Source organism: Pseudomonas sp. P1_C12 (genome assembly GCF_056406435.1).
Genome location: NZ_JBFUAE010000022.1, coordinates 55,379 through 74,805 on the forward strand (window position 1 = coordinate 55,379; position 19,427 = coordinate 74,805).

At 60.8% G+C, this 19,427-nt stretch carries 16 protein-coding genes and 2 pseudogenes; 14 read left to right on the forward strand and 4 right to left on the reverse strand.

Features of this window, described 5'->3' with window-relative positions; genetic code table 11:
* The first annotated feature begins 102 nt into the window (after nt 1-102).
* From AC1D19_RS27160 to AC1D19_RS27190, 7 genes and pseudogenes are all read left to right on the forward strand, one after another.
* The gene (locus AC1D19_RS27160) at nt 103-585 is read left to right on the forward strand and encodes a sigma-70 family RNA polymerase sigma factor (RefSeq protein ID WP_477765167.1); all 483 of its coding nucleotides are present in this window, start codon (nt 103-105) and stop codon (nt 583-585) included.
* Nucleotides 582-749: pseudogene (locus AC1D19_RS27165) on the forward strand (SidA/IucD/PvdA family monooxygenase); the annotation flags it as partial. The gene AC1D19_RS27160 and the pseudogene AC1D19_RS27165, both read left to right, overlap by 4 nt.
* Before the next feature lie 587 nt (nt 750-1,336).
* Complete coding sequence (gene mgtA, locus AC1D19_RS27170; protein ID WP_477765168.1) at nt 1,337-4,051, forward strand: magnesium-translocating P-type ATPase; 2,715 nt, start codon at nt 1,337-1,339, stop codon at nt 4,049-4,051.
* A gap of 128 nt (nt 4,052-4,179) precedes the next feature.
* Nucleotides 4,180-4,896, forward strand: a complete 717-nt coding sequence (locus AC1D19_RS27175) for an MgtC/SapB family protein (protein ID WP_477765169.1) — start codon at nt 4,180-4,182, stop codon at nt 4,894-4,896.
* Between the two features lie 127 nt (nt 4,897-5,023).
* On the forward strand, nt 5,024-5,425 hold the full coding sequence (locus tag AC1D19_RS27180; protein ID WP_477757177.1) for a chemotaxis protein CheY: 402 nt from the start codon (nt 5,024-5,026) through the stop codon (nt 5,423-5,425).
* Nucleotides 5,426-5,533: 108 nt separating this feature from the next.
* The gene (locus AC1D19_RS27185) at nt 5,534-6,160 is read left to right on the forward strand and encodes a response regulator (RefSeq protein WP_477760269.1); all 627 of its coding nucleotides are present in this window, start codon (nt 5,534-5,536) and stop codon (nt 6,158-6,160) included.
* Nucleotides 6,161-9,388, forward strand: coding sequence for a transporter substrate-binding domain-containing protein (locus AC1D19_RS27190; RefSeq protein WP_477765170.1), 3,228 nt, complete (start codon nt 6,161-6,163; stop codon nt 9,386-9,388). It begins immediately after the preceding gene.
* A 3-nt stretch (nt 9,389-9,391) separates the two neighbouring features.
* On the opposite strand, the gene dkgB is transcribed toward AC1D19_RS27190, so the two are convergent.
* Complete coding sequence (dkgB, locus tag AC1D19_RS27195; protein ID WP_477765171.1) at nt 9,392-10,195, reverse strand: 2,5-didehydrogluconate reductase DkgB; 804 nt, start codon at nt 10,193-10,195, stop codon at nt 9,392-9,394.
* A gap of 2 nt (nt 10,196-10,197) precedes the next feature.
* Here dkgB and AC1D19_RS27200 point away from each other — a divergent pair, with 2 nt between their 5' ends.
* Complete coding sequence (locus AC1D19_RS27200) at nt 10,198-10,332, forward strand: hypothetical protein (RefSeq protein WP_477765172.1); 135 nt, start codon at nt 10,198-10,200, stop codon at nt 10,330-10,332.
* Between the two features lie 143 nt (nt 10,333-10,475).
* Here the strand turns inward: AC1D19_RS27200 and AC1D19_RS27205 are convergent, their stop codons facing one another.
* Nucleotides 10,476-11,384 carry a LysR family transcriptional regulator gene (locus AC1D19_RS27205; protein WP_477765173.1) on the reverse strand — a complete coding sequence of 303 codons (909 nt, stop codon included), beginning with the start codon at nt 11,382-11,384 and terminating at the stop codon, nt 10,476-10,478.
* A gap of 104 nt (nt 11,385-11,488) precedes the next feature.
* Between AC1D19_RS27205 and AC1D19_RS27210 the strand changes: the two genes are divergently transcribed.
* The 5 genes from AC1D19_RS27210 (at nt 11,489) to AC1D19_RS27230 (ending at nt 16,053) form a co-directional block, all read left to right on the forward strand.
* A complete protein-coding gene (locus AC1D19_RS27210; protein ID WP_477765174.1) occupies nt 11,489-12,355 on the forward strand; it encodes a pirin family protein in 867 nt (288 codons plus the stop codon).
* A gap of 92 nt (nt 12,356-12,447) precedes the next feature.
* On the forward strand, nt 12,448-13,131 hold the full coding sequence (locus AC1D19_RS27215) for an isochorismatase family protein (protein WP_477754664.1): 684 nt from the start codon (nt 12,448-12,450) through the stop codon (nt 13,129-13,131).
* Nucleotides 13,132-13,187: 56 nt separating this feature from the next.
* Nucleotides 13,188-13,814: an isochorismate family cysteine hydrolase YcaC gene (gene ycaC / locus AC1D19_RS27220; protein WP_477765175.1), complete on the forward strand. Its 627-nt coding sequence runs from the start codon at nt 13,188-13,190 to the stop codon at nt 13,812-13,814.
* A 240-nt stretch (nt 13,815-14,054) separates the two neighbouring features.
* Nucleotides 14,055-15,497 carry a mechanosensitive ion channel domain-containing protein gene (locus AC1D19_RS27225; protein WP_477765176.1) on the forward strand — a complete coding sequence of 481 codons (1,443 nt, stop codon included), beginning with the start codon at nt 14,055-14,057 and terminating at the stop codon, nt 15,495-15,497.
* Between the two features lie 115 nt (nt 15,498-15,612).
* A complete protein-coding gene (locus tag AC1D19_RS27230; protein WP_477754666.1) occupies nt 15,613-16,053 on the forward strand; it encodes a carboxymuconolactone decarboxylase family protein in 441 nt (146 codons plus the stop codon).
* Between the two features lie 21 nt (nt 16,054-16,074).
* Here the strand turns inward: AC1D19_RS27230 and AC1D19_RS27235 are convergent, their stop codons facing one another.
* Together AC1D19_RS27235 and AC1D19_RS27240 are read right to left on the reverse strand one after the other, a co-directional pair.
* Nucleotides 16,075-17,667, reverse strand: a complete 1,593-nt coding sequence (locus AC1D19_RS27235; RefSeq protein ID WP_477765177.1) for a DHA2 family efflux MFS transporter permease subunit — start codon at nt 17,665-17,667, stop codon at nt 16,075-16,077.
* Nucleotides 17,664-18,785, reverse strand: a complete 1,122-nt coding sequence (locus AC1D19_RS27240) for an HlyD family secretion protein (protein ID WP_477765178.1) — start codon at nt 18,783-18,785, stop codon at nt 17,664-17,666. Before AC1D19_RS27240 ends, AC1D19_RS27235 begins: the two co-directional genes overlap by 4 nt.
* Before the next feature lie 334 nt (nt 18,786-19,119).
* On the opposite strand from AC1D19_RS27240, the pseudogene AC1D19_RS27245 reads away from it, so the two are divergent.
* Nucleotides 19,120-19,427: pseudogene (locus tag AC1D19_RS27245) on the forward strand (type VI secretion system tip protein VgrG); the annotation flags it as partial.

Consider the following 19,427-nt stretch of genomic DNA (forward strand, 5'->3'; position numbering starts at 1 on the left):
ATAAATTACGCGACTCAAATTGCCACTATCGTGCCGCTGCGTGATTCAGCGGTCGCCGGAACGGCTCAAGGACAGAAACCGCACCCCATGCGGACGGGAGTCATGTTGGAAAACTACTATCGCGAGCTGGTGTGTTTCCTGAACGCCAGGCTGGGCAACCGCCAGGTGGCCGAAGATGTGGTGCATGACGCTTACCTGCGCGTGCTGGAACGCACCAGCGAAGCGCCGATCGAGCAGCCCCGGGCGTTTCTTTATCGCACTGCATTGAATCTGGTCATCGATGACCATCGACGCAACGCCTTGCGTCGCGCCGAGCCGCTGGACGTACTCGACAGCGAAGAACGCTACTTCACGCCTTCGCCGCACAAGGTCCTCGATCACGGCCAGCGCCTGGACATGCTCCAGCGGGCCTTGGCGGAGCTGCCACGGTTGTGCCGCGAGAGCTTCCTGTTGCGCAAGATCGAGGGCCTGTCCCATCCGCAAATCGCCGAGCAACTGGGTATTTCCCGTGCGCTGGTCGAAAAGAACATCGTCAATGCCATGAAGCATTGCCGTGTGCGGATGCGCCAGTGGGACGCCCAGTGATTCTGCGCGGCTCGGCACTCAAGCCGGTCGACGACAGCCCCTTCGTCAACGCAGTGTTCTCGCCGGAGTTCACCGACCTGGTGCTCCAGCAACCCGACAGCGAGCGCGAACGACTGGTGAACGAGTACCACAACACCTATTACTCGGTGGTGATGGATTTGTTGTTGGCGACGGCGAGCTGAGATTTGCTGCGTCTGTAAGGCCGCCTTCGCGAGCAAGCCCGCTCCCACAGTAGTCCAGTGAACACAGGTCCATTGTGGGAGCGAGCCTGCTCGCGATGGGGCGATTGAAATCACCCAATACACTCAATCCTGAACCCTTCCTGAAGATCCCCGAGATTGCCCCTGCAAGCTTTTGTAACGGGTTTACTCGCCAAACATCGGGGCGTAAGCTTCGCGCGTTTTCATCCATTACGGAGACCCACAGTGGGTACTTGTTCGAGTGACAGTTGTCGGCCGGTCTCGGTAACCGGCATTTTCTCGGCAAGATAACGCGCAGTCTCCTGTGCCGTTGTCTCGCCGAAAAGCGAGCAGCGGCATCCTGATCATGGCCAGTCCGGGCCATGTCCCGACGTCCCTCTCATCGACGCTGAACAGTGCGTGGTTTCGACTTTTTGTCGTGGCCGCCGCTCTATCGACACGCCTGTCATTCGTGACCGGCGCGCCAGGCCTTGCTTTGCCGGTTGTTCCGGCGGCAGCGGCGTGGACCTGCCTGCTCGACGGTTTCCCGGCTGACCAAAGGGGCACCAGCCATGAAACTTACCCTCAAGGAATTCTTCGCAGGCTTCCTGCGTAACCGCCACATCGCCCGGCACTTCCGTCGCCTGGCGTTGCTGGAAACCTTCACCGACACCACGGTCAGCCGTGAAGTCCCGCCCACCCTGGCGCAAACCCTGGTGGCCGCTGCCGGCAGCGACACCGGTCAATTGCTCAACACCCTGGGCAGTCACACCGACGGCTTGAGCGAACTCGAAGCCGATGCCCTGCGCGAGCAATTCGGCCTCAATGAAGTCGAGCACGAACAGCCGCTGCCGTGGTGGACGCACCTGTGGCACTGCTACAAGAATCCGTTCAACCTGCTGCTGACGTTGCTGGCGGTCATCTCCTGGCTGACCGAAGACATGAAAGCCGCCATCGTGATTTTCTCCATGGTGGTGCTCTCGACCTTGCTGCGCTTTTGGCAGGAAACCAAATCCAACCAGGCCGCCGATGCCCTCAAGGCCATGGTCAGCAACACCGCCACAGTGATGCGCCGGGATCTTGAGGACCGCGGCACGCAGCGTATCGAATTGCCGATCAGGCAACTGGTGCCGGGCGATCTGATCGTGCTGTCGGCCGGTGACATGATTCCCGCCGATTGCCGGGTGCTCAGCGCCAAGGACCTGTTCGTCAGCCAAGCGGCGATGACCGGCGAATCGATGCCGGTGGAAAAGTTTCCCCGCCAGCAGGACCGCGACACGCTCAATCCGCTGGACCTGGACAACATCCTGTTCATGGGCACCAACGTGGTGTCCGGCACGGCCATGGCGGTGATTCTCACTACCGGCAACAGCACCTATTTCGGCGCCCTGGCCCAGCGGGTCGGCGCCACTGATCGGGCGCCGACTTCGTTCCAGACCGGGGTCAACAAAGTCAGCTGGCTGCTGATCCGCTTCATGTTCGTGATGGCGCCGCTGGTGTTGTTCATCAACGGTTTCACCAAGGGCGACTGGACCGAAGCGCTGCTGTTCGCGCTGTCGATTGCCGTGGGCCTGACCCCGGAAATGCTGCCGATGATCGTCACCTCGACCCTGGCCAAGGGCGCGGTGTTCCTGTCACGCAAGAAAGTCATCGTCAAACGCCTCGACGCCATCCAGAACTTCGGCGCCATGGACGTGCTGTGCACCGACAAGACCGGCACCCTGACCCAGGACAAGATCTTCCTGGCACGTAATGTCGACGTCTGGGGCAACGACTCGGATGACGTGCTGGAAATGGCCTACCTCAACAGCTACTACCAGACCGGCCTGAAAAACCTGCTGGATGTGGCGGTGCTCGAACACGTCGAGATCCATCGTGAGTTGAAAGTCGGCACAGCGTTTCGCAAGGTCGACGAAATCCCGTTCGACTTCACCCGCCGGCGCATGTCGGTGGTGGTCGCCGAGCGCGATCAACCGCACCTGCTGATCTGCAAGGGCGCGGTGGAAGAAGTGCTGGCGGTCTGCTCGCGGGTGCGTCACGGCGAATTCGATGAAGCCTTGACCGAAGAACTGCTGGCGAGAATCCGTCAGGTCACGGGCGCATTCAACGCAGAGGGCCTGCGGGTGGTGGCGGTCGCGGCACGGCCGATGGTCGAAGGGCGCGACACCTACAGCCTGGCCGATGAACAGGCACTGACGCTGATCGGCTACGTGGCGTTCCTCGATCCGCCGAAAGAAAGCACTGCGCCAGCCATCAAGGCGTTGGCGGCCCACGGTGTGGCGGTGAAAGTGCTGACCGGCGACAACGAACTGGTGACGGCGAAGATCTGCCGCGAAGTCGGCCTGGAACAGCAAGGCCTGCTGATGGGCAACGACATCGAACGCATGACGGATGCAGAGTTGGCGAAAGCCGTGGAGACCACCAACGTCTTCGCCAAACTGACGCCATCGCACAAGGAACGTATCGTCCGTCTGCTCAAGGGCAACGGCCATGTGGTCGGTTTCATGGGCGACGGCATCAACGACGCCCCGGCCCTGCGCACCGCCGACATCGGTATTTCGGTGGACAGCGCCGTGGACATCGCCAAGGAAGCGGCCGACATCATCCTGCTGGAAAAGAGCCTGATGGTGCTGGAGGAGGGCGTGCTGGAAGGGCGCCGGACGTTCGCCAACATGCTCAAGTACATCAAGATGACCGCCAGTTCGAACTTCGGCAACGTGTTCTCGGTGCTGGTGGCCAGTGCGTTCATCCCGTTCCTGCCGATGCTGCCGATGCACCTGCTGGTGCAGAACCTGCTCTACGACATTTCGCAGATCGCCATCCCGTTCGATAACGTCGATGACGAAATGCTCAAGCAACCGCAGCGCTGGCAGCCGGCGGATGTCGGGCGCTTCATGCTGTTTTTCGGGCCGATCAGTTCGATCTTCGACATCAGCACGTTCGCCTTGATGTGGTACGTGTTCGATGCCAACACCCCGGATCACCAGACCCTGTTCCAGTCCGGCTGGTTCGTGGTCGGGCTGCTGACCCAGACACTGATCGTGCACATGATCCGCACGCCGAAGATCCCGTTCCTGCAAAGCCGCGCGGCCATGCCGTTGCTGGTGATGACCGGACTGATCATGGCCGTGGGGATTTTCCTGCCGATGGGACCGCTGGCCCATTACTTCAAATTGCAGGCGTTGCCGTCGCTGTACTTCGTGTTCCTGCCGGTGATCCTGCTGGCGTACATGGCGCTGACCCAGGCGGTGAAGGGGTTCTACATTCGCCGGTTTGGCTGGCAGTAATGCTGCCAATTGTAGGAGCGAGCTTGCTCGCGAAGACGGCGGCACATTCGATATCGATGTGACTGACCCGCCGCTTTCGCGAGCAAGCTCGCTCCTACAGGGATCGTGTGTTTTTCCAGGAGTTTCATATGCAAGCCATCAACAACCTCAACCTGGCCTCCCTGCTCGACACCCTGGTCAGCCTCAGCGCGGCCTTCATCCTCGGTGGCCTGATCGGTTTCGAGCGTCAGTACCGGCAACGCACCGCCGGCCTGCGCACCAACGTGCTGGTGGCGGTGGGGGCGGCGATTTTCGTCGACATGGCCAACCGGCTGGCCGGTGCCGAAGGTGCGGTGCGGGTCATAGCCTACGTGGTCTCCGGCATCGGCTTTCTCGGTGCCGGGGTGATCATGCGTGAGGAGGGCAACGTGCGCGGCCTCAATACTGCCGCCACGCTCTGGACCTCGGCGGCAGTCGGTGCCTGCGCCGGTGCCGACCTGCTGGCCGAGGCCTTGCTTGGCACCTTGTTCGTGCTCGCGGCAAACACCTTGCTGCGGCCGATCGTCAACAACATCAACCGTCAGCCGCTGGATGTGATTTCGGCGGAAGTCACCAACATCGTCTATGTCATTGCCCGGCGTACGCAGCAGAAAACCGTGCTGGCCTTGCTCGAAGCCGAGCTTGCGCGCAGCAACTATCCGGCCAGCGATGTCGATGTGCATGCCTTCGGCGCGGATGAAATTGAAATCGAAGCCACCCTGGCCACCACCTCGGTCGATGGTGATGAACTGGATGCGCTGGTGGCGCGGATTTCGACGTCGAGCCTGGTGGTGCAGGCGTTCTGGAGTCCGAGTACCACGGAGTAACGGCCAAGGTTTCCCGGGCAAGCGTCAGATTAACCGGCATTTATTTAGGAATATTCCTACATAAACCCGGGAAGGTCTTCCGTAGGCTTTGCGACCTCTTGAAACCGACATCCTTTTGGAGGTCACCTTGCCGAACAAATCCTTGCGCATCCTGATCGCCGATGCGCAGCACTTCAACCGCTTGCGGATCGAGCGACTGTTCAACCAGCTCGGCTATTTTCGGGTGGCTCCGGTGCAGAGCCTCGACGAGCTCCTTGCACTGGTGGAGTACGGTTGCGAGCCTCTGGACCTGGTGCTGGTCAATGGGGCGATGGCAATTGGAGCGCTGGACCTGTTCAGTTTCCTTGCCGACAACCCGCAGGTTCATCACGCGTTTATCTTCAATGAACGGCAGGCGCCGTTGTCGCCAGTCGCGGGCAAAGTCCGGTTGAGCCAGGCCGCTCTGCCGGACCTGGCGTCCATTACGCAGTTGATGAGCGCTGTCGATCGTCGGCTACCATTCGTCGGAACTGTCATTTCTGTCAGGTAGTACTTTCCAGCCTTCCATGCAAAAGTCTATGCGCAGCGTTGTGCCCAATCGCTGCAGTGCCTGGAGGGCATTTTTTGCCCGATCGTGTTGTTTTGCACGGGAGTTGTCATGAAGTCAGCACTGATTGTGGAAGATCATCCGGTGGTTCGATCCATGATCAAACTCGTACTCAAGGGTGAAGGATTCAAGAGTATTTACGAGGCCTCCCGTGGCGATGAGGTCCTGGCATTGATCCGCGAGCATCAACCGGATGTCGTGCTGCTTGATCTGGGTCTCCCGGGTGTGGCGGGGCTTGAGGTGATGGACCGTATCAAGGCCGAAAACACGCGATGTCGCGTGGTGGTGTTCACCTCGCTGGAGGCCCAGTTCTATCAGGACCGCTGCATGCGGGCCGGGGCTGTTGCCTATGTTTCCAAGAGCAAGGACCTGGATGACTTGAAGGCGGCGGTGAATTGCGTGATGGCCGGCTATACCTATTTCGCCCAGCTCCCCTCGAGTTCCGTGTCGATGGGGGAGTTGCAACGCAGTGAAAAGCAGTTGATCGACAAGCTCTCCAACCGTGAGTTGACCATTCTGCAGTACCTGGCCCGGGGTTCGAAAAACCTGGAAATCGCCGAAATCATGCACCTGAGCTACAAGACCGTCAGTACCTACAAGACCCGTCTCACCCTCAAGCTCAACGTGAGCTCGTCGGTGCACTTGAGGGATTTCGCCCTGCGCAATCAATTGATCTGAATGAACGCTCTCCGACGACTGGCAGGCGGGGTGCTGATTGGCCTTCTACTCTGGGCATCGACGGTCTGTGCACAACAGTCGTTGACCCTGTTGGGACGCTCGAGTGCCGAAGGCCTGAGCGTCAGGTGGTCGGAAACCGAGTTGCGCTGGTTGCAGCAAAAGGGCCGATTGGTACTGGCTGTCTCGGCTCCCGACTATCCCCCCTTCGAGTTCAACACGGCAGGCAAGGTGTTCGAAGGCGTAACAGCCGATTACGCCGGATTGCTGGAACAATTGTTGAATGTCGTCATCGAGGTTCAACGTTATCCGTCGCGGGCCGACGCGGTGCAGGCCATCAAGGACGGGCAGGCCGACCTGCTGGGAACGGCCAACCGATTCGAAGCCGAAGATCCGCAGCTACAGATGTCCAGCGCCTACGCGGTGGATCAACCGGTGCTGGTCACCCGCACCGATTTCCCTCCGGTGCTCGACCCGACGCTGGCCGGCAAGCGACTGGTGATGCTGTATCACTACTTGCCCGAATACAGCGTGCAACAGTTCTATTCCAAAGCGCAGGTCCAGCTGTTTCCCTCGACACTGGCGGCGATGGGCGCCGTGGCGTTCGGCCAGGCTGATGTCTACCTCGGTGATGCGATCAATGCCCATTATCTGATCAGCAGGAATTACCTGAACAACGTGCACCTGACGGACTTCTCGCCCATGGAGTCCGGGCGTTTTGCCTTTGCGATAGCCCGCGACAACGTTGCGCTATTGCGCATCGTCAACAAGGCGCTGGCGGCCATCACCACCAATGAACAAATGAACATCCTGCGCCGTTGGGGGGCCAACGGGGTGCATATCCCGGGCACTCAGTCTTTGCAATTGAGCGTGGCCGAACAGCACTGGCTCGAACGCCACCCGCGGGTGAAGGTCGCGATCAACGAAAATATCCCGCCGATTTCATTTGTCGACAGCGAAGGCCAGTTTCGCGGTATCGGCGTCGATGTGCTGGCGAAAATCACTTTGCGCACCGGGTTGCAATTTGATATCCAGGGCATGAAGTCGGTGGCCGAGATGATGACGGGCATCACGAGCGGCCAGATCGATGTGTTGGCCGGTATCGGCCTCAGTTCCCAGCGTGAAGATGAATTGCGGTTCACCCGGTCGTTTCTGAGCAGCCCGTCGGTGCTGGTGACCCGCGTGGACGCGGACAGCCCCAGGACGCTGGATGACATGGCGGGGAGAACCCTGGCGCTGACCCAGGGCAACATTGCCGGCGAGTACATTCGCCAGCAATACCCGCTGATCGAGCTGGTGGATGCGCCACTGTCGACGGACGCCATGGAGATGGTCGCCCAGGGCAAGGCCCATGGCGGTATCAACTCGTTGATCAGCGCCCGTTACCTGATTTCCCGGCAGTATCGCGATCGCCTGCAAGTGACCAGCACCGTGGGCACCGACCCCGCCCGAAGCACCCTGGCAACCAATCGCGAGGCCACCGAACTGCATTCGATTCTGGACAAGGCATTACTGAGTATTCCCCCCGAAGAAATTGACGAGCTGACTCAACCCTGGCGCTATGACTCGATGGTCGAGCAGAGTTACTGGCTGCGACACCGACAAGCGATCGTGCAGGCGTTTGCGGCGGCGGGTGTCATGCTGTTGCTCGCGTTGGCCGGGATCGTCTGGCAGCGGCGGCAGATTCGTCAGCGCCAGCAATTGCTTGGGCAATTGCAGGAAGCCAAGGACGCGGCGGACGACGCCAACCGGGCCAAGACCACGTTCCTGGCCACCATGAGCCATGAAATCCGCACGCCGATGAACGCCTTGATCGGCATGCTCGAACTGGCACTGAAACGGGCCGATGAAGGGGTGACCGACCGCGCCGCCATCGAGGTGGCGTCCAACGCCGGGCAGCAGTTGCTGGATTTGATCGGCGACATTCTGGATGTCGCGCGGATCGAATCCGGGCATTTGTCGTTGGCGCCGGAGCGGGTCAATCTGCACGCGCTGGTGACGTCGGTCTGCCGGGTTTTCGAAGGGCTGGCGATGCAAAAGAATCTGCGGTGGCGGGTCGATCTCGACGCGCGCAGTGACTGTGACGTGATGCTCGATCCCACGCGCTTCAAACAGGTGCTGTCCAATCTGCTGAGCAATGCGATCAAGTTCACCCGAGAAGGTGAGGTGAGCCTGATACTGCGGGTTCGGCCTCAAGCCCCGGCGCACCTCGCCGTCAGCGTACAGATCGAAGACAGCGGCATCGGTATCAGCGCTTTCGACCAGCAACGCCTGTTCAGCCCGTTCGTGCAGGCGGGTAACAGTCAGCAGACAGCCCGGCAAGGTTCCGGCCTGGGCCTGGTGATCAGTCGTACCCTGTGCGAAACGATGGGCGGCCAGTTGCAACTCGACAGTGAGCCGGGGCGCGGGACGCGAGTAGACATCAGCCTGGTGTTGCCCACCCTGCAAGCGTTGCCTGCGGCGGGAATGCCTCGGGATTCGGTGCAGCTCACGACCCGGGCGTTGTCGATTCTGGTGGTCGACGATTATCCGGCCAATCGCCTGTTGCTCTCGCGGCAGCTGAGCTATCTGGGCCACCGTGTGGTGCTGGCGGAGGACGGGGCGCAGGGGCTTGAACAATGGCGTGGGCAGGGGTTCGATCTGGTCATTACCGACTGCAATATGCCGGTGCTCAGTGGCTATGAATTGGCGGGCGCGATACGTAAGCAAGAGCGGCTGCAGGGGCTGTCGTCGACGCTGATTCTGGGCTTTACCGCCAATGCGCAGGCCGAGGAGAAGGCCCGGTGTCAGGCGGCGGGCATGGACGATTGCCTGTTCAAACCCATTCGCCTGGTGGATTTGCAGGCGTGGCTGGCCCAGCGGTTTCCCGGCGCACCCCCAGCGGCAATCGACGACCCTGGTTTCCCCGAGTTCGATTTGAGCGGGCTGGAACGCTATGCGGATTCGGACCCTGAGCTGATCGAGCAACTGATGCACGATCTGGCGCAGACCAATCGCGAGGACCGCGTGCATTTGCTGGCGTTGCACGCCGGCGGCAATCGCCCGGGTTTGCAGACGCTGGCACACCGGGTCAAGGGCGGGGCGCTGATGGTGCGAGCGCTTGCCCTGGTCGAGTGTTGCGAACAACTGGAGCAGGCGTGCAATGACGGCCATGCGGCGCTGATCGACGCCGCCGTCGACCAGTTGCAGCAAGCCATGACCCGCCTTGAGCAAAGTATCGGGCAGGATTGAGGCTCAATCCCAGTTCGGTGCGAGGCCTTTTGGGCTGGTCAGCCGGTGGCCGCGATCCAGTGTCGCAATCAAGGCCATGTCGGCCTCGCTCAAGGTCAGTTCGCGAGCCTTCAAGTTGCTTTCGAGGTTGGCCCGGCGAGTGGAAGACGGGATCACGGCGTAACCCGATTGCATGGCCCAGGCCAGGGTGACCTGAGCCGGCGTCGCTTGCAGGCGTTCGGCGATCTGCTGGATGAGCGGGTCCTTGAGGACTTCACCGTAAGCCAGGGTCATGTATGACGTGATGCCGATACCCTGGCTCTGCGCGAACGCGACGACGTTGCGGTTTTGCAGGTACGGGTGCAGTTCGATCTGCTGGGTGGCGATGTGCTCTGCACCGATGGCCGCAATTGCTTGCTGCATCAGGTCGATGGTGAAGTTGGACACGCCAATCTGCCGGGTCAGGCCCAGGCGCCTGGCTTCGAGCAGGGCGCCCATGAATTCTGCGACAGGCACCTGATCGTCCGGCGACGGCCAGTGGATCAGGGTCAGGTCCAGGTAATCGGTCTGCAGTTTGCGCAGACTCTCCTTCAGGCTGTCGATCAGACGATCACCGGCCAGGTTGGCGACCCAGATCTTGCTGGTGATGAACAGTTCTTCCCGGGCGATGCCGCTGGCGGCGATAGCCTCGCCGACTTCGGCTTCGTTCTCGTAGATTTGTGCGGTATCGATCACCCGGTAGCCGAGCGCCAGGGCGGTGTTCACCGAATCGATGACCACCTGGTCTTGCAAGCGAAACGTACCCAGACCGAAGGCGGGAATAGACATTGATGACTCCAGAGGTTGCAGTGGGAATGGGCGGCAGTATCCGCGCCTGCATCCGTGAGAAAAACCGCTGGATCGGCAAAGCAATGTTTACCGAAAGTCATGAATCCGTGGCAGTCCGGTTTGGTGTCGGTATCTGATCCGACGCCTTCGCTGGCAAGCCAGCTCCTACAAGGTTTGCGCAAGCCCTGTAGGAGTTGGCTTGCCAGCGAAGGCCGTGACTCGGTCCGAAGCCTTGCCCCCCATCAACTTGCCGCTTGCAGCTAAAAGCTTGTAGCTGCCCTCAAGCAATATCACTGCGACTGAATTCCTCCCCGAGAAAATCGATCAACGTGCGCACCGAAGGCAGCAAGCCCCGGCGCGAGGGGAAGATCGCATGGATCACACCGCTTTTCGGTGCCCAGCCCGGCACCAGTTCCACCAGTTGCCCGGCAGCGATTTCATCGCGCACCACCACGCTGGGCAGGTGCACGATGCCGATCCCGGCGACCGCTGCATGGCGCAAGGCCAACAGGTCATCGGTGACCATTCGCGGTGTATGCCGGATCATCGCGGTGCTGCCATCGGCACCGAACAGTTCCCACTGATATTCGCGCTGCGCCGCGCCCCAGTGCAGGCTCGGCAAGCCGCTGAGGTCGGCCGGGGAGGCCGGTGTCGACAGGCGCGATAAATAGACCGGGCTGCCAACCACGCTCTGGGTGCTGTTGCCCAGCACCTTCATCACCATGTCGGTGTTTTCCAGCGGAGGGAAGCGCACCCGCAGGGCAATGTCGAAGCCTTCGTGAATCAGATCGACCCGGCGGTTGGTGCTCTCGATGAACAACTCCACCAACGGGTATTTGAGCATGTAGCGGGTCAGCATCGGCCCGACCCAGGAATTGAGCAGCGCCGTCGGGCAGCTGACACGTACCAGGCCCTGGGGCTCGGAGCGGTTGCGCTCGATCAGTTCGGCGGCGCTTTCTGCCTCCACGCGCATGGCCAGGCAGCGCTGGTAGTAGGCCTGGCCGATTTCCGTCAACGAGCAATGCCGGCTGGTGCGGTGCAGCAGGCGCACGCCGAGGCGCTCTTCAAGTTCGGCAATGCGTCGGCTGAGCTTGGACTTGGGCATGTCCAGTGCCCGGCCCGCCGCTGCGAAACCGTGATGCTCCACCACCTGGGTGAAGTAGTAGAGGGTGTTGAGGTCTTCCACCATCGTTCTCCAAATAGAACGCTAAAGCTGATTTTTGCAGTCTAGCGCAGCAAAGGTCACGGTTTTAAGCTTTGTCCATGGCTTCACCCACCTCATAAGGAGACACCATGAAAAACATCATCGGTATCTACACCAGTCCACGAACCCATTGGGTTGGCGACGGTTTTCCGGTTCGCACGCTGTTTTCCTACGACAACCTGGGCAAGCACATCAGCCCGTTCCTGATGCTGGATCACGCCGGCCCCGCTGAATTCACCCCGACCACCGAACGACGTGGCGTTGGTCAGCATCCTCATCGTGGCTTCGAAACCGTGACTATCGTTTACAAGGGCGAACTGGAGCACCGGGACTCCACCGGCAGCGGCGGCAAGATCGGCCCCGGCGATGTGCAATGGATGACCGCGGCCTCGGGGATCCTGCATGAAGAGTTTCACTCCCAGGGTTTCGCCAAGAGCGGTGGCACCTTGGAGATGGTGCAGCTGTGGGTCAACCTGCCGGCCAGGGACAAGATGGCCGACCCCGGCTACCAGACGATTCTCGACCGTGACATTCCGGCCATCTCCTTGCAGGACAACGCCGGCAGCCTGCGCCTGATCGCCGGTGAGTTCGACGGCCACAAGGGCGCGGCGCGCACCTTCACCCCGGTCGACGTGTGGGACATTCGTTTGAATGCCGGCAAGTTGCTCACCCTTGATCTGCATGAAGGGCGCAACACCGCGTTGGTGGTTCTGCGCGGCACGGTTCAGGTCAATGGCCTGGAGTCGGTGCGCCAGGGGCAACTGGCCCTGTTCGATCGCAAGGGCGATCAAATGACCCTCGAAGCCAGCGAAGACGCGGTGGTGTTGTTGCTCAGCGGCGAGCCGATCGACGAGCCGATTGTTGGCCACGGGCCGTTCGTGATGAACACCGAGCAGGAAATCCACCAGGCCTTCGCCGACTTCCAGTCCGGTCGCTTCGGCCGGATGCACGCTTAACCCGTTTCGTTTCAAACACCCGTTCTACACAGGATGCGTAGGCCGGTCCGAGGCCAGGGATGGCTATTGCCTGAAAGAAAGAGGAAACGCACATGAGTACCGTCAACGCGGCCAATTTCAATGGCCAGAAACCGACTATCGATCCCAACGATGCCGCCATGTTGTTGATCGACCATCAGAGCGGACTGTTCCAGATCGTCAAGGACATGGACGTGCCCCAACTGCGCGCCAATGCCATTGCCCTGGCCAAGGCAGCGACCCTGCTGAAGATGCCGGTGATCACCACCGCTTCCGTTCCCCAGGGGCCGAACGGGCCGTTGATCCCGGAAATCCACGAGGCCGCACCCCATGCGCAGTACGTGGCGCGCAAAGGTGAAATCAACGCCTGGGACAACCCGGAGTTTCACGCGGCGGTCAAAGCCACCGGCAAGAAAACCCTGGTGATCGCCGGCACCTTGACCAGCGTATGCCTGGCGTTCCCGTCCATCGCGGCGGTGCATGAAGGCTACAAGGTGTTTGCCGTGGTTGACGCCTCCGGCAACCACTCGAAACTGGCCACCGAGTTGACCGTTGCCCGTCTGGCCCAGGCCGGGGTGGTGCCGATCGACATCATGGCGACGCTATCCGAGCTGCAAGGCTCGTGGAACCGTCCGGATGCCGAGCAGTGGGCCGCTGTCTACGCCCAGGCCATGCCGCATTATCAGTTGCTGATCGAGAGTTACCTCAAGGCCCAGCAAGTGGCGAACGAACACGAGGTGCTGGACTCCCAGCGCTGACCGGTGACCCCACGCCGATTTTCATTCGGCATCGATAACATGCGAGGACTACTGCAATGAGCACTTCCTACAAGCGTCTGGACAAGGACAACGCCGCGGTTTTGATGGTTGATCATCAGGCGGGACTGCTGTCGCTGGTGCGCGACATCGATCCGGATCGTTTCAAGAACAACGTGCTGGCCCTGGCTGACCTGGCCAAGTACTTCAAGCTGCCGACCATCCTCACCACCAGTTTCGAAACCGGTCCCAACGGCCCGCTGGTGCCCGAGCTCAAGGCACTTTTTCCGGACGCGCCGTACATCGCTCGCCCGGGGCAGATCAACGCCTGGGACAACGAAGATTTCGTCAAGGCGATCAAGGCCACCGGCAAGAAACAACTGATCATCGCCGGTGTGGTGACGGAAGTGTGCGTAGCATTCCCGGCGCTTTCGGCGCTGGCCGAAGGTTTTGAGGTGTTCGTGGTCACCGACGCGTCCGGCACTTTCAATGAACTGACCCGCGAATCGGCGTGGAACCGTATGACCGCTCAGGGCGCGCAATTGATGACCTGGTTCGGCCTGGCCTGTGAACTGCACCGCGACTGGCGCAACGACATCGAAGGGTTGGGCACGCTGTTCTCCAACCATATTCCGGATTACCGCAACCTGATGACCAGCTACAGCACGCTGGCCAATAGCAAGTAATCCAGCCAACACGCCTTCCCCTGTAGGAGCGAGCTTGCTCCGGGCGGCGTTCCGACGATGACGGTAGAACAGACACTGATGTAGTGACTGTCAGACCGCTATCGTCGGAACGCCGCCCGGAGCAGGCTCGCTCTTACCTTTGTTTTTGTGGCGGTTGCACAATCCCGCCAAATCAATTGCTCCTACACTATGGCCAATCTGTGCGATCTTCGCGTTATTAGCCTTGGCTGGAGTTGCTTGATGCTGTCTTTCCTCACCGAACACCCATTGATCTGCGCCATGGTGCTGATCCTGATCGACCTCGGGTTGTGGCGTTTAATCGGTGACAACCGCAACCCTTGGAAGCTTCTGTTGCGGGTCACGATTTTCGCGCTATACAGCCTTCTGCTGTTCAATGAAGGCCTGAATCCGATGGAGCCGCCGCCCTGGGCCGACAACGTACCGTTGCACCTGGCGGCCACCGGATTGCAGATCGGCTGGTGGCTGTTTGGCGCGCGGATGCTGACGGTGCTGATCGGCGCGGTGATGATGCAACGGGTGGGGCATACCGGGCGCTTGCTCCAGGATTTGCTCGGTGCGGTGATTTTCCTGATCGCGATCATTGCCGCCCTGGCCTATGTACTCGATCTGCCGGTCAAGGGCGTGCTGGCGACGTCCGGTGCGTTGGCGATCATTGTCGGCCTGGCCTTGCAAAGTACCCTCAGTGACGTGTTTTCCGGGATCGTCCTGAACACCACCAAACCCTATCAACTGGATGACTACATCTCCATAGACGGCATGGAGGGCCGGGTCACCGACATCGACTGGCGGGCCACGCGCCTGCAAACCGCCCAAGGCAGCCTGGCGGTGATTCCCAACTCATTGGCAGCCAAGGCCAAGATCATCAACTTCAGCCGCCCGAGCGATATGTTTGGCGTTTCCATCACCCTTCAAGTGAGCCCCCATGCACGGCCGAACACGGTGATTGATGCCCTTGAACGCGCCATGCAAGGTTGCCGTTTTCTGCTGGACACACCGGCCCCGAGCGTCTCGCTGAAAAGCTCCAGCAGCACCGGAGTGGAATACGAAATCAATGGGTTTGTCGCGTCGATGAGCGAGAAACGCACGGTGCGCAATCAGCTGTTCGACCTGGCGTACCGACACTTGCAGGCGTCCGGGGTCAACCTGTTGTCGAGCGTCGAACCCACGCTGGCGGGCAACCTGTCGCGGCCCCGGGCACTGCTCGACAGTTCGCCGATTTTCTCCACGTTGCGTCAGGAAGAAAAAGACACCTTCAGCCAGAACATGACCCTGCAAACCTTCCGTGCCGGCGAAACGATCCTCGACGCGGGGGAGGTCAGCGATCACTTGTTCATTATCGAGTCCGGTGTCGTCAGCGTGACGCTGCCCCGTCATGGCTCGCCGTTCGAATCAGGCCGCATGGGGCCCGGAGAGGTGATCGGCGAGGCCGGTATCCTGGACGACAGTTCGGTGCCTGCGCAGTTTACCGCCAAGACCTTTTGTGGCTTGTACCGCATCGAAAAGGAATACCTCAAGCCATGCCTGGATGCCCGTCAGGACATCAACGATGCGATGAAAACCTTGCTCGACTACCGCTTGCTCAAAGCGAAAACCCTGACTCAGGACCTGCCGGTGACAGTGGAGAAGAAGGGCTTTCTGCGGTGGTTGCGCAGTCGGGTATGACCAGCGGCCAACAAGACACCGCAAGTGGCCTCCTCGACTTCTGGAATATTGGCTATTTGTGCAAACGGGGCAGGGGGCTAAGGTAGTCACACCCCCACTTGCCCTGGAGCACACGATGCAACCGCGTACCGATTTCTACACCGCGTCCCCTGATGCCCTCAAAGCGATGATCGCTCTGGAAACGGCGGTTTCGAAGCTGCCGCTGGAAAAAAACCTGGTTGAACTGGTCAAGCTGCGGGCTTCGCAGATCAATGGCTGCGCATTTTGCATCGATATGCACACCGCCGATGCTATCAAGGGCGGCGAAACCCCGCGTCGCCTGTTCGCCGTAACGGCGTGGCGCGAGGCACCGTTCTTCAGCGATCGCGAACGTGCCGCGCTGCTTTGGACCGAATCCCTGACCCAACTGAGCCTGACCCACGCGCCAGATGAAGACTACGAAGTGGTCAGCGCTCAGTTCACGCCCAAGGAAATGGTCGATCTGACCGTGGCGATCAGCACCATCAACAGCTGGAACCGTTTGGCCGTCGGTTTCCGCAAAACTCCTCAGGCCTGATGTCGAAAAGGGAGCCGAGGCTCAATGCGCATCGGCGCTCGGCGCGGCCGGTGGTTGCACCTTGCGCATCAAGGGCACCATCGCCGTGGCGATGACGAAGCACACCCCGATCATCAGAAACGCGTCGCCATAGGTTTGCGTCTGGGCTTCGCGGTAGGTCAGCAACCATAGTTGATGCAGGCTTGCGGTGACTCCGGCGTCACCGCTCTGGCCGAGGGCGGCGAAGTTGTTGCCGACCTGGGACAGCCATTGGTTGAGCGCCTCGTTGGTGCTGTTGAGGTGCTCCGTCAGCCGGGTGAAATGCAGGTTGGTGCGGTCATTGAGAATGGTCGCACACGCGGCGATGCCGATAGCCCCACCCAGGTTGCGCATCAGGTTGAACAACCCCGACGCATGCTTGAGCCGTGCCGGCGCCAGGCCGCCGAGGGTCAAGGTCACCGTTGGCGGCACCGCCAGTTGCTGGGCAATTCCGCGCAAGGCTTGTGGCAGCATCAATTCTTTGGCCCCCCAGTCATGGGTGATCGGGCTGAAATCCCACATCGATAATGCGAACAGCCCAAGGCCGGTCATCATGATCCAGCGCAGGTCGATGCGATTGGCCAGAAAGGCGTACAGCGGAATCGCCATGATCTGGAACACCCCGGTGGAGAAAACCGCCAGACCAATGTCCAGCGCTCCGTAGCCCCGCACCCGGCCGAGAAACAGCGGCGTCAGGTAAATGGTGGCGAACAGGCCGATGCCGGTGACGAACGAGAAGAAACAGCCAAGGGCGAAGTTGCGATCCTTCAAGGCGCGCAAATCGACAATCGGATTGGCCACATGCAAGGTCCGGCCGATGAATGCCAGGCCGGCCAGGCCGCTGATCCACGCGGTGGTCAGGATCGTGCGGTCGCTGAACCAGTTCCAGCGCGGGCCTTCTTCCAGGGTGTATTCCAGGCAGCCGAGGAACAGCGCCAGAAACACCATGCTCAAGTAATCCGCGCCTTTGAGCAGCGACAGTTCCGGCTGGTCGATTTTCACCAGCATCGGCACGGCCACGGCGACAAAGATACCGGGGACCAGGTTGATGTAGAACAGCCAGTGCCAGGACGATATGTCGGTGATCCAGCCACCGATCACCGGCCCCAGGGTCGGTGCCAATGAGGCCACTGCGCCGATGGTCGCGGCGGCGATCACCCGTTGCTTGCCGGTGAAGAACACGAACGCGGTGGTGAACACCAGCGGGATCATCGAGCCGCCCAGAAACCCTTGCAGGGCACGGAAGGCGATCATGCTCTGGATGTTCCAGGCCGCGCCGCACAGCAGGCTGGTCAGGGTGAAGCCCACGGCCGACGCGCAAAACAGCCAGCGCGTGGAAAACACCCGCGACAGCCAGCCCGACAGCGGGATCACGATGATTTCGGCGATCAGGTAACTGGTTTGCACCCACGCGGTTTCGTCGGTGCCGGCGGAGAGCCCGCCGCCGATGTCACGCAACGAAGCCGAGACAATCTGGATATCCAGCAGCGCAATGAACATACCGATGCACATGCTGGCAAAGGCGAAGACCTTGGTCGCCGTCGCCATGTTCGCGGCATTGAACGGTTGCGCCGGGGCGGCGAGGGCGCGGCTCATGGCGCGCGGGCCACGGCTGGCGCTTCAGGCTCCTTGCGCGTGTCCACTTCAGCGGTGACCGACAACCCCGGGCGCAGGTGGCCGAGTACGCTGTCGGCCGGATCGAGGTGAATCCGCACCGGTACCCGCTGCACGATCTTGGTGAAGTTGCCGGTGGCGTTTTCCGGTGGCAACACACTGAATTGCGAACCGCTGGCCGGGGCCAGGCTGTCCAGGTAACCGTGGAACTCCTGACCCGACAGCACATCGGCATGGATCACCACCCGTTGCCCCGGCACCATGTGCGCCAGTTGGTCTTCCTTGAAGTTGGCATCGACCCACAATCCGCTGGACGGCACCACCGAGAGCAATTGCGAGCCGGCCTGGGCATAGGCGCCGACCCGTGCCCGGCGATTGCCGATCACTCCATCGACCGGCGCCTTCAGTTCGGTGTAGCCGACATTCAATTGCGCCAGGTCGCGCTCGGCCCTGGCCTGGATCAAGGCGGCGCGGGCCTGTTGTTTCTGGGTGTCGATCACATTCAACTGGCGCTGCGCGGCCAGCAGTTCAGCCTGGGCGCGGTTGCTTTGGGCCTGGGCCGTCTTGAACGTGGCGTTGGCCCGCTGGGCGCTTTCCACCGAGACGGCGTTGGTGGTCACCAGTTTTTTGTAGCGGGCATCGTCATCCCGGGAGCGTGCGGCCTCGGCGCCGGCGGCATCGATGCCGGCGCGGGCCTGGCCGATGACGGCCTGTTGCAGTTGTTCGGTGGCGTCGAGGTTGGCCAGCAAGGCTTGCTGGGCGGCCACTGCGCCTTCGGCCTTGGCCAGGTTGGCCCGGTAGTCGCGCGAATCGAGACGGATCAGCACGTCGCCGGCCTTGACCTTCTGGTTATCGGCCACCAGCACTTCGTCGATATAACCCGCCACTTTCGGCCCGATCACCGTCACATCGCCGCCGATGTAGGCGTCGTCGGTTTCCTCGATGAAGCGGCCGGCGGTCCACCAATGCGCGCCATACACACCGGCCAGCACCAGCGCTGCGATGCCCACTGTTGGCAACAGCAGGCGTTTGAGCAGGGGAGGTTTTGCCGGTTTCACCGGGGAGTCCAGATCGGGTTCTACGGTGGACATGCTGGTCATGGAGGGATACCTGTCAGGGCGAGGTTAATTATGATGACTGTAATATGACGCATGTAATATTTCGTGGCAAATGGTTTTTGCTGCCGGTCGTCAGGTGGAATTCTGATCAGGAAGACTCATTCATGGCCGCTGTCGAGATGCCGAGGATTCTTTTGCTGTTGTAGGTAGAGTCTTAGGGTGTTGTGGCCTGCTGCATTATTCGGAAACACCCTACACGCTTATTAGAAACGTCCTATATCAACCATTGTCAGCTTCTTGAAAGCTTCCCAGCGCTCGAGCGAGGGCGGCAACGAAGCCTCCCCGCCTGCATCGATAGACTAGGGAGGTCTGCAACATGCACCCCGTATTGCCCGTTTTCTTCGACCACAGCCGCCACACACTCTGGGTCCGCGAGGTGGATGCCCCCCTCGACGTCCTGGCCTTCCACGGCGAAGAGCACCTCAGCCAGCCCTTCAGCTACTACATCGAGTTCACCTCCAGCCAGCTCGACATCGCCGCCGAACGCCTGCTCGGCCAACAAGCCAGCTTCAGCCTGCACGCGCTGCCGGAAAAGGTCTCGTCCCTGATCTTCGAACCGTCCGAGGTCAAGCCGCTGCGCACCTTGCACGGGGTGATCAGTGGCTTCAAACGCCTGTCCGCCTC

Excerpts from the sequence above, each read along its gene's own strand:
- AC1D19_RS27160 (WP_477765167.1), top strand. The coding sequence starts at position 103 with ATGTTGGAAAACTACTATCGCGAGCTGGTGTGTTTCCTGAACGCCAGG.
- mgtA (WP_477765168.1), top strand. The coding sequence starts at position 1,337 with ATGAAACTTACCCTCAAGGAATTCTTCGCAGGCTTCCTGCGTAACCGC.
- AC1D19_RS27175 (WP_477765169.1), top strand. The coding sequence starts at position 4,180 with ATGCAAGCCATCAACAACCTCAACCTGGCCTCCCTGCTCGACACCCTG.
- AC1D19_RS27185 (WP_477760269.1), top strand. The coding sequence starts at position 5,534 with ATGAAGTCAGCACTGATTGTGGAAGATCATCCGGTGGTTCGATCCATG.
- AC1D19_RS27190 (WP_477765170.1), top strand. The coding sequence starts at position 6,161 with ATGAACGCTCTCCGACGACTGGCAGGCGGGGTGCTGATTGGCCTTCTA.
- dkgB (WP_477765171.1), bottom strand. The coding sequence starts at position 10,195 with ATGTCTATTCCCGCCTTCGGTCTGGGTACGTTTCGCTTGCAAGACCAG.
- AC1D19_RS27200 (WP_477765172.1), top strand. The coding sequence starts at position 10,198 with ATGACTCCAGAGGTTGCAGTGGGAATGGGCGGCAGTATCCGCGCCTGC.
- AC1D19_RS27205 (WP_477765173.1), bottom strand. The coding sequence starts at position 11,384 with ATGGTGGAAGACCTCAACACCCTCTACTACTTCACCCAGGTGGTGGAG.
- AC1D19_RS27210 (WP_477765174.1), top strand. The coding sequence starts at position 11,489 with ATGAAAAACATCATCGGTATCTACACCAGTCCACGAACCCATTGGGTT.
- AC1D19_RS27215 (WP_477754664.1), top strand. The coding sequence starts at position 12,448 with ATGAGTACCGTCAACGCGGCCAATTTCAATGGCCAGAAACCGACTATC.
- ycaC (WP_477765175.1), top strand. The coding sequence starts at position 13,188 with ATGAGCACTTCCTACAAGCGTCTGGACAAGGACAACGCCGCGGTTTTG.
- AC1D19_RS27225 (WP_477765176.1), top strand. The coding sequence starts at position 14,055 with ATGCTGTCTTTCCTCACCGAACACCCATTGATCTGCGCCATGGTGCTG.
- AC1D19_RS27230 (WP_477754666.1), top strand. The coding sequence starts at position 15,613 with ATGCAACCGCGTACCGATTTCTACACCGCGTCCCCTGATGCCCTCAAA.
- AC1D19_RS27235 (WP_477765177.1), bottom strand. The coding sequence starts at position 17,667 with ATGAGCCGCGCCCTCGCCGCCCCGGCGCAACCGTTCAATGCCGCGAAC.
- AC1D19_RS27240 (WP_477765178.1), bottom strand. The coding sequence starts at position 18,785 with ATGACCAGCATGTCCACCGTAGAACCCGATCTGGACTCCCCGGTGAAA.